Raw genomic sequence first — 12577 nt, forward strand, 5'->3', positions numbered from 1 at the left:
GTGTTGTTATTCCGTTTAGGTAAATTGAAGTTTGATTAGGCTGATAATCGTTGGGCTTCTAACAGCGCTTGACTGGTTGGATGCTGTGGATCTTGCATCACTTGCTCAGTGTCGCGTTTCTCTACCGCTTGACCTTGGTCAAGCACCAAGATTTCATCACACAGAGTTTGCGCGGCATCTAGGTCGTGAGTAACCAAAATCAACAACATATTGCGTTGGCGCTGAAGGTGAGTGATCAGGTCAAGCACCTGCTTGCGACTGATCGGATCAAGGCTACTGGTTGGCTCATCAGCCACCAGCACACAGGGCTCTACCACTAGGGCACGAGCGATAGCCACACGCTGCGCTTGCCCAACAGAGAGCTGATTCGGATAAAAATCGAGCAAACCCATATGCAAGCCCACATCCGTCAAGGCTTGCTCTAACTTGGTATCGACATTTTGCGTCAAACCCAAGTTAATCAAGGGTTCGGTCAGGATCTGTCGTACCGTGTAGTAAGGGTTTAAGCTGGTTTGCGGCTCTTGTGGCACCAACTGGATGTGCTTGCACAGTTTTTGACGCTGGGTATTGCTCGATACAGACAGAGGATAACCACACACATAAACCTCGCCTTGGGTCGGTTTACGCAAGCCAAATAGCAATTCGATCAAGGTCGACTTACCCGCACCTGAAGGACCAACCACCGCGATGTTTTTGGTATCAATCGACAGATTAAGGTCACTCAGTGCCTTAAAGGGCTTACCACCAAGCCAGCTTGGACGCGAATAGTAATGGACACTAACATCCTCAAACACCACTTGGGCCGACATTGCGTTATTGTGTTTTTTCATGACCATGTTCATACCGTGCTCACTTAATGACTCTTGCGTAGCTGTTTGAGCTGCTGACAAAATGGATGAAGGTTGCTCTGCAGTATATTGTCTGGTGTGCCTTGTGCCACCATCTGACCATCGGCTATCACCAACAGTTTGTCGCACTCTAACGCCGATCTTAGGTCGTGGGTGATCAACACGCCAGCCAATCCGCGTTGTTTTACACTGCGCGCGAACAGCTGCAGGATCTCTTTTTCAGTGATTGGGTCTAGTGCACTGGTTGGCTCATCAGCAATCAGTACATTGGTGCTACTCAGCAGTGCAATCGCAATACAGATGCGCTGGCGCTGGCCGCCTGAGAGCTGGCTTGGGTACAACTTCAGAATATGCTCAGGTTGACTAAAACCGAGTTGGTCAAGCAACGTGACTACTTGGCTGCGGCCATCACTGCTCAGTCTTGTGTGGTTAGACGTGGCGGCTAAAGCTAGTTGCGTTTCAATCGAGGCCAGTGGATTGAGTGCTTGCAACGCATCTTGAAATATCACCCCTGGGCGATGCTGACTTTCGCGCTGCAGCAGCGTCTTGCTGCCCACCTCCTCACCGGAAAGCAAGATCTCACCACTCATACTGATCTGCTCAGGTAAAATACCCGCAATCGCTCGCGAAAGCATTGACTTACCCGTGCCCGATGGCCCCATCACGGCTAGGGTTTCACCAGCATGTAGCTCAAGGTCGAGCGACTCAATGATGGTCCGAGAAGAGCTACTTAGATTAAGCTGATTAATTTTTAGTAATGCAGAGGACATGGTGATGGTTCTTTAATGTTATAACATCACAATTGTGCCACAGATAACACGTAATCCAAAGCGTTACATTGTATCATTCATGTATTCTTCAAGGTTGCAAACAAAGTGTTAATCGTTCTCGTTGATATTTGTTAAATCTATCAATTCGACAGTAAATTTCGCTGCTCTAGCCAATCCATTGCCCTCTCCACACCATGGCACTGTGCCAATTGAGCCCCTATCAGATCCGCCTTAGTTTGCATCTCTTTGTCGGTCATCATTTCCGTTATCGCGCGAGTCAGATTATCGACCGTCAGACTTTTTTGCTTGATTGGCTCAGGACCCAAACCGTGCTTGACCACAGTCTGTCCCCAAAATGGCTGATCGCCAAAGAAAGGACAAACTAAGGTTGGCTTGCCTGCTCTCAAACCTGCTGCTGTGGTTCCCGCGCCGCCATGGTGGACAACAGCCGCAACCTTGGGAAATAACCAATGGTGTGGAGCGCCTTCAATCATCAAAACATTATCGCTATGATATGCCGATTCAAGCCCGCCCCAGCCACTGGCCACGATTGCTCGCACACCTGTCGCTTTTATCGCATCGAGCACGATACGTGTGGTTTTGTTCGGATCACGACCGGACATACTGCCAAACCCAATATAGATAGTTGGTTGAGGGTGATCTAAAAATGCCTCGAGCTCGCCTGGGGGCTGATAGTCACTTTGCTCTTCACTGAGAAACCAGTCACCGCAGACAAACGCCATCTCTGGCCAGTCATTGGGACGAGGAATAAGGAGATCACTATATGCGTGCAGTACCGGGATCGCTTGTCCTCCCTCCCGAGTAAGTACGCTTACACCTTTACACAGTGGTGGCAAGGCCAATAGCGTTTCCCTATATTGGTTGAGTTCTTGGCGATACTGCCCAAAGCCCTTCTCGACCAAGCGATAACTGAATCGATTAAGAGATTTACCCAGATTGGGCAGTCCCGCTGGCGGAAACGCTTGAGTCGGTACAATCATCGGCTGCAACACAGCCATAATGGCAGGGATGTTTAGCTTCTCCGCTATTGATGCCGCTGCCATCACTTTTGGGTGATAAATGATCAGCTCTGGTTCAGTCGCTAACCCAGCTTCTATCGTTTGCCTCAGCATTTTGCGATTGATAGGCTTGGCCAGTCGATGCATCTTTATGGCGGTACGCAGCCCGCTGACCAGACTGCCCATCGCCTCTAATGTGCCCTTCTCTACAATCTCAAACAGCTCATCAGTGAGAAAACTGTACTCCAAACCATGGGCTTCAATCATCGCCTGAAAACGCGCCGGAGCGCAGATGTAAACTTGATGGCCTTTGTTGTTAAGTCCGACTCCCAAGGCAATAAAAGGCTCGATGTCTCCCCGCGAGCCAATCGTCATCAATAGTACTTTCAAGCGCTTATCCTACAACTGTGCTTATCGATCATTAGCGTGATATTAACTGCATGCTGGTGCGAACACCACGATAGAACCTCATTTTTGGTGGCTACCTTCTAATTACAGCGTTAGATGCAAGCGGTGTGGTTTTCACACCCTTGGCGCTCGCTTCTATACTCAATAAGCTTGCGCTGATGGGAGTAGTAATGCGAGAAACGCAAAAGACTGAGAACCATTCGATGTGGCAAAACCGTGATTACGTACGTTTGCTATTGGCCCAGGTTATCTCATTAATTGGCACAGGGGTAAGCTCGGTATGTCTCGCTCTGCTGGCGTATGAGTTAGCAGGGGCAGATGCAAGCCAAGTACTCAGCATCGCCTTTGCAATCAAAATGTTTGCGTATATTGTGCTAGCTCCCCTATTTGGTGCCCTAAATCATAGGCTCAATCCAAAATCCACGCTCATTATCCTCGATTTGCTCCGAGGCCTAACGCTACTGCTTCTGCCTTGGGTCGTGCACGTGTGGCAGGTTTACTTGTTGATGTTTGTTATCCATGCCTGCTCGGCTGCATTTACTCCGCTCTACCAAGCCGTGATCCCTATAGTACTGCCCAATAGAGAGGACTACACCAAGGCACTGTCATACAGCCGGGTCGCCTTCGATCTCGAGCAGGTTATCAGCCCTTTGCTCACAGCCCTTATGCTGTTGACGATTAGCTTTCGCACATTGTTTCTTCTCGATGCAGGAACTTTTGTCATCTCAGCTATCCTTATTGCGCTATGCCAACTTTCCTCAGTCCAGACCAATCAATCTTTTTCTCCTCTCAAGAAGTCAGTGGTCACTCAATCGTTATCCAACTACTTGGCACACTCTTCCCTACGCACGCTTTGGTTCGCGTATCTGGCGGCGGCATCAGCCGGTGCCATGGTGCTAGTCAACACCGTAGTTTATGTTAGTGAACTCCTTGTAGGGAATGAAGCACAGACTGCGTTAGCCCTATTTGTCGTCGGGCTTGGCTCTATCGCCGTTGCATTTGCCCTACCCAAACTACTACTGACTCACAGTGCCAACGCTTTCCACTTACCGGGGATAGGGATCATCTGTACTTCCATGCTTATCGGTATGCTTACGCCTGACTGGCCCGGCTTTATCGCCTTATGCTTAGGTCTTGGTGTTGGAATGTCATTAATCCAAACTACTGCTGGCTTAATCATCACCGCCGTCGCGGGACAAGAGCAAGCGAGCGCGTATTTTGCCGCCCATTTTTCGTTGACTCATTTTTGGTGGCTGATCACCTATCTTTGCGCTGGCTTTTCTGCCGCTTGGCTTGGCCTGTCAGGCTCTTTTGCCGTGATGCTCAGCTTGTGTCTATTTAGCCTCATCGCTTATTGGCGCGAGACTCGGCTGAGTGACTTGCATTAACATAGTCTCGTCTTTGATCATCTCAAAACCAAATTTTGCGTAAAGTGAATGGGCATCCTTAGTCGCTAGCATCATTCGCCTCAACCCCTGCAAATCTGGATACTTAACGATGCTTTCAACCAGCCAACAACCAAGTCCCTGCCCTTGATACTCCTCAAGCACAAACACATCAGAAAGATAAGCAAATGTCGCTTTATCTGTGATTGTGCGACCAAAGGCGACTAACTGCCCCTTGCAATTGTAAACGCCAAAACACAAAGAGTGTTTCAATGCCACTACCAGCTTTGCCTTTGACATGCCTCGAGCCCAGTAGCTCTTTTCTGCTAGGTAGTGGTGGATAAGATCCAAATCGAGTAATTCAGGGTTAGTAGATATATGATATCCGTTCATTTATTGTCCTTTTGCTCACTTTTACTAGGTGATACTACCTATATATGCATAATTACATGTACTCTTTTGGCTCCTTTTGGGTAATAAATAGTCAAACGGCATAAAAATCAAAAAAATTAGTGGCGAAGGCTTTACAACCATCACCAAGCCCTTTAATATGCGCCCCAACAACGGAGAGATGGCTGAGTGGTTGAAAGCACCGGTCTTGAAAACCGGCATACGTTAATAGCGTATCTAGGGTTCAAATCCCTATCTCTCCGCCAAATTTCGAAAGCCGCTGATTTATCAGCGGCTTTTTTCGTTTCAGACCATGGCATGCCAAAAAAACTGACTGCCTACTGAGAAGGCGGTTTTGCTTTGAGTCCCCAATAAGGGGGCGTACAATTTGGTTAGTCCATCTTCATCTCTAACTGAGCCTCGTGTTCCAACTCTTTCTTCTCTTGGTGTCGAACATACCTTCGAATAATTTGCTTGTTGAACAATCGAATTGCAGCCCTTCCCTATAATACCCCCATTTGAGTCGATATCGACACTTTAGGCGGCAGTATTGCTACGAGATGAACGTGATCTGCTTGGATACTCAGCTCTAGGACTTCGCAATCTTTCATATTGCACAAAATGTAGATTGACCGGTAAAGCTCTTTGGCTACATTACCTTTCAAAATCCTAAACCTATACTTTGGCGTCCATACAATATGATATTTACAACGCCAATACACATGTGATGAACTTCTGTAGTCGCTCATGTTATTTGTTTTCTCTTACTTGTGGTGAATAAGAGATTAACTTTTAACATGGGCACTCCTTCGAGCAAGCGCCCAAAGGGACAATCACCACCGCCCTAGGCGGTGGTTTAGGGCCGATAATAAAAAAGCCAACGGGAAATACCCATTGGCTTTAATTATTAACACCCTAACATCGAGTTATTCTGGCTTAACTCAATCATTCATTCAGATTAGAAGAACCACTTAACGCCGATTTCAGCTTTGAGCTCAACAGAACCTTCCATTTCTTGGCCTTGAGGAGTAACTACATCAGCACTACCGTATTGAAGCTTAGTCATTAACCATTGAGTACGATTTTGTTTCAACGGTGCGTTAAGCATTAGGTTAAACGCTTTAGATTCCATCTCAACCACATCGCCTTCAACTTTAAAATATTCAGGCCAAGCTTGAATAAACGCACCTGCATCGCCAATAGGTTGAGTCACAAATAGGTTTGCCATAAAGCCATCTGCTGATTTACCCATCACATTACCCGTGGTGTATGCAAGGTTCGGGAACACCATTGCGCCACCGGTATACTTAGGGTTAATCAGAGCAATCGCACCAATAGAGAGCAAGGTAGTATCATCGAAATCTAGACCACCAGCACTGCCATTTTGATGGATCAGATCTGTCGAAATACCTACACGTGGCATTAGTGGGTTATCAATAGCATGAACCTGGAAGTATTGAGCACGACCGTTTTGGTAGTTTAAACCAAGCTTGTCCTTTTCATCTTCTTTCGCTTTGTCATTACCAAACTCACCCTCAACAAAGCCCGCGAATTGGATGTTCTCAGTCCAAGCGCCTGTGAACATTGCCGATGCGCGAATGTCAGCATCAGAGTTAACAAACAATGCAGCTTGCGTGTAAACGCGGGTTAGATCCGAAGGGTCAATAACCTCAGACTCTTCTGCAAATGCTACTGGCGCCGCTAGAGCAGCCAACATAGAAGTTGTAATAAGTTGCTTTTTCATATTTTTACCTTAAAAAAACACGACCACTATGAATCCTTTCGCGCAGTACTTTGTTTATATTTTTATTCATGATTTTTTAAACACACTGTTTAAAACAGGGTGCTTATAGAAACCACTAATTACTGTGAACGTCTTTTTCCACAATAGACAAATCCTCCTTAGCCAAATATGAACATATATTTAACGCTCGACTAATGACTAAGGAGGCTGCTTAATTAACCACGTGATTTAAATTTTTCACGCAGGGTTTGGAACACAGCGTAGAAGCCCGGGGTCATCACCGAGCCCACCGCAAGCACCACCATCATGCCGCCTAGCAGTGCAAGGCCGGTTGTGTTCTGAGAGATCGCACCAGCGCCTTCGGCAAATACCAGCGGTAAAATACCCAAGATAAATGACCAAGAGGTCATGTTTACCGCTCTAAAGCGCATCTTACCGCCCTGAATTGCCGCCTCTTCAATCGATAGCCCGTCGTCTTCACGCTTGATCTTCGAGAACTCAACCATCAAGATGGCGTTTTTCGCTGCAAGCGAGATCAGTAGGATCAGGCCAATCTGGCCGTAGATCGACAGTGCCTGGCCACCAAGCAATAGAGCAGCGTACGTACCCACCGCTGCCGTTGGCGCAACGATAATGATTGCTGCTGGCAGAGCCCATGATTCGTACTGAGCGACTAGGAACAGGTAAATGAACACCAGTGCTAAAATCAATGCGATCTGAGCAGTGCTACCCGCTTGCTTCTCTTGGAAGGCCATGTTAGTCCACTCGTAAGTATATCCAGCGCTAAGAACTTCCTCGGCAACACGCTCCATCGCGGCAATCGCCTCACCTGAAGAGAAGCCCGGTGCAGGGTTCAACTGTAGTCGAGCGGCTGGCAGCATGTTGTAGCTGGTCACCAAGTCTGGTTCAAGCGTTGGTTCAATAGACGCAATGGTTGATAGTGCGACCTGCTCTCCAGAAGCTGAAGGTACATGAATGCGCAGCACATCGTCTAAGTCGTCACGTTGTTCACCTTTTGCTTGAACAAACACACGGTAGCTACGCCCATTCAGTGCGAAGTCGTTCACGTATGCAGAAGCAAGGTGCGTCGCCATCGCATCGTTGATGGCACCAAGCGTCACACCCATCTGACGCGCTTTCTCACGATCAATGTCAACACTGTAGTGCGGCACATTGGCACGATACGTTGTCATAGCATTCGTGATTTCTGGCGCTTCATTTGCTTTAGCCATCAAAGCATAAGTCATTGAGGCCAAGTCTTGCGCACTGCCTCCTGATGTATCTTGAACCATGAACTCAAGTGCGTCACCAACACCGATACCTGGAATTGGTGGCAAGCCCATGGTGATCGTCATCGCTTTATCAATAGCAAAGAGTTGTTGGTTAAGGCGCTGTGCAACCGTTGCTTGGGTATGGTCCCCTTCCATTGCAAGACGCTCGTCCCAACCTTTTAGGTTGATGAACATGGTCGCTGAGTTTGACGCCAAACCACCTGTCAGAGCATTAAAGCCGATCGCACCTGCATAATCTTGAATTGCTGGGTCGTTATTTAGCACCTCTTCCGCTTTTTTGATCAACGTGTGCGTACGCTCTTTAGAGGCATTGTCTGGCAAGAACATCGCCATTACCAGCACGCCTTTGTCTTCAGACGGGACGAAAGCAGTTGGCAAACGGTCATTCATTGCGACAACTGATGCAATCGCAACCGCAAACGTGATAACTAGAACGACGGTTTTTCTTACCATTAGTGTCACGGCTTTGCCATACACGTTGGTAACTTTGTCGAAACCACGGTTGAAGAGTAAGAACCATTTAGCTGGCTTGTCATTACGCTTCATCACCATCGCACATAGTGCTGGAGACAAGGTCAGTGCGTTTATCGCAGAAAGAACCAGCGCAATACAAATCGTGATCGAGAACTGCGCAAACATGAGTCCTGTGATACCCGGCAATAGTGCAACCGGAATAAATACCGCAAGCATAACCAATGTCGACGCAACAATTGGCCCCGTCACCTCTTTCATGGCTTGCACTGTGCACTGCTTACTAGTCCATTCTGGTTGTTCGTCGAGAATACGTTCAACGTTTTCAACCACCAGAATTGCGTTATCCACCACGATACCGATCGCAAGGATCAGACCAAACAGCGTCACTGTGTTGATACTGAAACCGGCCATTTGCATGAAGGCAAACGTACCAATCAGTGATACTGGGATAGCGACAACTGGTGCCAAGGTCGCACGAACACTTCCAAGGAATAAAAAGGTTACCGCAACAACCAATAGCACCGCGACAATCAAGGTTTCAACAATACTCTTAATCGATGCGTCAACCGAAAGTGTGGTGTCGTATGGGATGCCGTAAGTCATGTCACCTGGTAGAAGAGGTTCTATGTCTTTAAGCACCTGTTTAACCGCGGCACCAGTGTCAAGTGCATTGGCATCCGGGTTGGCTTGCATGCTAACCAAACTTGCGGCATTACCATTGTAAACAGCATAAGCGTCATAAAGCTGAGCGCCGATTTCAATATTCGCCACATCTTTTAAATAAACGTGGGTTCCATCAGGTTGTGTGCGTACGATAATTTGCTCAAAGTCTTGAGCTGAATTTAGGCGACCTTGAGTGATTAGGTTAAACTGAAGTGCACTATTTTCGCGACTCGGTCCTTGACCGATTCGACCTGCTGGCGAAACTGCATTCTGCTCGCGAATCGCGTTTTTGACCTCAATAGTATTAATACCCAGAGATGCCATACGATCAATATCAAGCCAAACACGCATACCATAAGTTGCACCGATCAACTCAGTATTGGCCAAACCCGGAACACGTGCGATACGCTCCATAAAGTTGGCTTCAACCCAACTGTTCATCTCAAGCTCTGAGATCGCACCTGACGGTGAATAAAAGGCAATCGCCAGCAAGTCATCCGGTGATGCTTTGCGGATACGAACACCACGAGCGCGCACATCGAACGGTAGCATGTTCTCAGCAACGGCAACACGGTTAGAAACGTTAACCATTGCCATATCTGAGTCGATACCATTTTCAAATGTAATATTAAGGAAGTAACGCCCATCGTTGGTTGAGCGCGACTGCATGTAAACCATGCCGTCCACACCGTTCACTTCTTCCTCGATTGGGTTACCAATTACCTCTTTGACCGTTTCAGCACTCGCGCCTGGCATAAAGGCGACAACACGAACCTGTGGTGGGGTTACACTTGGATACTCGGCGATCGACATGGTTTTCATCGCGATCAGACCGATTAAAGTCAAAAATATAGAGATTACAAACGCAAACTTAGGGCGTTCGATAAAAAATTTACTTAGCATCTACCCTACTCCGCGATCACCACGAGATCACCCTCGCGAATACGCTGCAAGCCACCGGTGATCACGGCATCTTGAGGCTCTAGGCCTGCGGTAATGAACACGTCTTGCTCTAGTCGATCCGTTACCTCAACCTCAACCTTGGTTGCAGTGCCGTTATCGACGATAAAGACATACTGAGACAAGGCATCTTGGTGCACCGCTTTATGAGGGACAGTTACCCCCGTCATCGGCTCACTTGGGCTTAGACCAACGCGCACATATTGATTTGGACGGTAGGTCATATCGTCGTTAGCAAACTCAGCCGCCACCTCAATCGCACCTGTTGATGGATTGATTTTGTTGTCGACAAAGCTGATTGCGCCCAAATCAAACTCTTCTTGTCCGTCAATGTGCAAGCTAACCAGATCACCGTCTTCTTGTTGAAGCTTATGACGCGCCAAATCCGACTCTTTGATCGAGAAGCTCGCCTCGATTGGGTGAATTTGCACGATGTCGGTCAGAGGACCAAAGTTTGGCCCGACCATGTCACCAATTGAGAAGTTGGTTTTACCTAGTTGACCGCGGTAAGGCGCTCGAACCTTGGTTTGTTCGAGGTTATCTTGTTGTACAACCAAGTTAGCTTTCGCAGACTGAACACGTGATTTCGCCATCGACAATTCAGCCGCGCTTACGTCCAGTTGCGCCTGCGAGATACCGCCAGTTTGCAGCATATTTTGGTTACGCTTGTGGTTAAGCTCGGTCAACGCAAGCGCCGCTGTCGCTTCTTCCAGTGCTGCACGTGCAGCATCTAGCGCCGCCTCGTAAGAGGTTGGGTCAATCTCAAACAGAACATCGCCTTTCTCTACCATGGCACCATCTTCAAAGCGCTTGCTTAACAAGTAGCCAGTCGTGCGTGGAGTTAACTTAGCAGACTCAATCGCCTGCATACGACCAACAAAGTGATGGGTTGGGCTATGTTCAAAGGCTTGCGACTTAACGACAGTAACTGGTTTAGCCGCCGGAGCAGCCGCTTGCGCTGCGTTGTCAGAAGAGTCACCACAGCCAGTAAGAAGTAATGCCGTTGCTAAATACAAGGGGCGTAATTTCATTTTCTATCTCTTTTATTCACTTGTTGTTGCCACTAAAGGGCTTTTTGTGATGTCAGTGCATTCACGTCAATAAGATCTTGCTCTGTCAGCTCGCCAGCAAGAAAACGCAGTTGTAAAGAGGCGATCAAGAAGTCAATCTGCGAGTTACTTAATTGCTGCCTTGCTTGGTACAACTGGGTGGTGGCATTCAGCACATCAACGATGGTGCGGTTGCCGACCTCGAAGCCCTGCTCAGTTGCGACCAGTGCCGATTTCGCAGAGCGAACCGCCTGCTGGTAGGCACGTTGTGCACTTTCTAATGCGCGAAGATCTTTTTCAGTGCTGCGGATATCTCGCGTCACTTCACGCCAGGTTTGCTCTTGCAGTTGCAAAGATTGCTGGTATTGAATATTGGCTTGCTCAACCTTGCTGGTGGTGGCTCCACCGCGGTAAACAGGCAGGCTCATTGCTACACCAGCAAAGATGGTGGAGTTATTATCAAGGTCCCCGAAATCGCCTTTTGGTGCACCCATGTCATTCCTGCGTGACTGAGATGCAAACGCGTAACGATACTCCGCAACTAACCCAAGGGTTGGCATATGACCCGCTTCAGCTAAAGCAATCTGCTCACGAGAAAGTGATACAAGCTGCTGCTGGATCTGCATCTGTGGATTGGCCTTCTGAGCTTTCTGTTCCCACTGACTGAATGTGGCTTTTGGTGCCTCAAACTGCACTTGCTCAAGGGCAAGTGGCAATACTGAGTCGTAGCTTTTTCCGGTCAGCTCATACAGGGCATCAAGGGCTTTATCGACACTATTTTCAGCAAAAATCACCGATGTTAACGACAGGTCATACTGGGCCTGAGTCTCTTTAACATCGTTCTCTGGCACTAGGCCATTATCAAATCGGTGCTTCATCTGAGCCAGTTGCTCACCAATCGCCTTGTGATTGGCCTGCGCCTGTTTCAGACTTTCTTGCTGCTTAAATGCGTTTAGGTAGCTAGCTGCCACATTAAGCTTTAGTCCTTCTAAGGCAATTTGATAGCTTACTTGAGTTAGCTGAGTGGTTTGCTCCGCTAAACGTGCGCTTGCATTGAGCTCAGAATTATAAAGATTTTGTCCCGCACGTAGAGATGCCTCAGCGCCTTGACCATCGATTTCATTCATTGTGGTCCAATCGTTACGCAATGCGCCGTATTGCAGCCCGGCATCGACTTGTGGTCGGTACAGTCCTGAGATTTGCTCTTGCTGACGTTGCGCTCGTTCGATTTCGTAGGCTGCCGACTTTAGCTCTGGATTATTCTCCAGTGAGTCTTTATACAAGCTCGACAGGTTCACCGCGCTCGCATTCGCGTTGGCGCAAAAGAGGGTCAAACTAATGCACAGAGACAAGATGTTTTTGTTGTTCATACTGGTCGCCCATATAGTGGTCTTATATTCATCAACACGTAGGCGTTGACGAAAATGCCGGGCGATTTTCGCGTTAAGACGAAGAGTCTGAGAGGTGGTGCTTACAGTATTTTGTTTTGGATCATGATTTGCGTGTGAATTGCGGCAAAATCGTGGACAAGCTCCGGCATCCTTGGTATTTAATTAATTACTTATTAATTCAAAT

The 12577-nt window shown here is 47.8% G+C and carries 9 protein-coding genes, 1 tRNA gene and 1 pseudogene; 2 read left to right on the forward strand and 9 right to left on the reverse strand.

All coding sequences use genetic code 11. The features are described 5' to 3' along the window. Positions 1-35: 35 nt before the first annotated feature. The 3 genes from ACZ5R2_RS13375 to ACZ5R2_RS13385 form a co-directional block, all read right to left on the reverse strand. Positions 36-830 carry an ABC transporter ATP-binding protein gene (locus tag ACZ5R2_RS13375; RefSeq protein ID WP_464899857.1) on the reverse strand — a complete coding sequence of 265 codons (795 nt, stop codon included), beginning with the start codon at positions 828-830 and terminating at the stop codon, positions 36-38. A 23-nt stretch (positions 831-853) separates the two neighbouring features. Continuing rightward, complete coding sequence (locus ACZ5R2_RS13380; RefSeq protein WP_464899858.1) at positions 854-1618, reverse strand: ABC transporter ATP-binding protein; 765 nt, start codon at positions 1616-1618, stop codon at positions 854-856. Positions 1619-1758: 140 nt separating this feature from the next. Then, positions 1759-3027 (reverse strand): glycosyltransferase, encoded by a 1269-nt coding sequence (locus tag ACZ5R2_RS13385; protein ID WP_464899859.1) that lies wholly within the window; start codon positions 3025-3027, stop codon positions 1759-1761. A 188-nt stretch (positions 3028-3215) separates the two neighbouring features. Here ACZ5R2_RS13385 and ACZ5R2_RS13390 point away from each other — a divergent pair, with 188 nt between their 5' ends. Continuing rightward, positions 3216-4433: an MFS transporter gene (locus ACZ5R2_RS13390; protein ID WP_464899860.1), complete on the forward strand. Its 1218-nt coding sequence runs from the start codon at positions 3216-3218 to the stop codon at positions 4431-4433. On the opposite strand, the gene ACZ5R2_RS13395 is transcribed toward ACZ5R2_RS13390, so the two are convergent. Beyond that, positions 4380-4823 carry a GNAT family N-acetyltransferase gene (locus ACZ5R2_RS13395; RefSeq protein ID WP_464899861.1) on the reverse strand — a complete coding sequence of 148 codons (444 nt, stop codon included), beginning with the start codon at positions 4821-4823 and terminating at the stop codon, positions 4380-4382. The genes ACZ5R2_RS13390 and ACZ5R2_RS13395 overlap by 54 nt on opposite strands. Positions 4824-4995: 172 nt before the next feature. Between ACZ5R2_RS13395 and ACZ5R2_RS13400 the strand changes: the two genes are divergently transcribed. Further along, a tRNA-Ser gene (locus ACZ5R2_RS13400) sits at positions 4996-5086 on the forward strand. Positions 5087-5212: 126 nt separating this feature from the next. On the opposite strand, the pseudogene tnpA reads toward ACZ5R2_RS13400, so the two are convergent. From tnpA to ACZ5R2_RS13425, 5 genes and pseudogenes are all read right to left on the reverse strand, one after another. After that, positions 5213-5569: pseudogene (gene tnpA / locus ACZ5R2_RS13405) on the reverse strand (IS200/IS605 family transposase). Positions 5570-5778: 209 nt separating this feature from the next. Beyond that, positions 5779-6564, reverse strand: coding sequence for a hypothetical protein (locus ACZ5R2_RS13410; protein WP_464899862.1), 786 nt, complete (start codon positions 6562-6564; stop codon positions 5779-5781). A gap of 215 nt (positions 6565-6779) precedes the next feature. Beyond that, entirely contained in the window at positions 6780-9896 is a 3117-nt protein-coding gene (locus ACZ5R2_RS13415) for an efflux RND transporter permease subunit (protein ID WP_464899863.1), read from the reverse strand. A gap of 5 nt (positions 9897-9901) precedes the next feature. After that, the gene (locus tag ACZ5R2_RS13420; protein ID WP_464899864.1) at positions 9902-10984 is read right to left on the reverse strand and encodes an efflux RND transporter periplasmic adaptor subunit; all 1083 of its coding nucleotides are present in this window, start codon (positions 10982-10984) and stop codon (positions 9902-9904) included. A gap of 32 nt (positions 10985-11016) precedes the next feature. Further along, positions 11017-12372: a TolC family outer membrane protein gene (locus ACZ5R2_RS13425; protein ID WP_464899865.1), complete on the reverse strand. Its 1356-nt coding sequence runs from the start codon at positions 12370-12372 to the stop codon at positions 11017-11019. Positions 12373-12577 lie beyond the last annotated feature (205 nt).

It is taken from the genome of Vibrio sabulosilitoris (genome assembly GCF_055391395.1).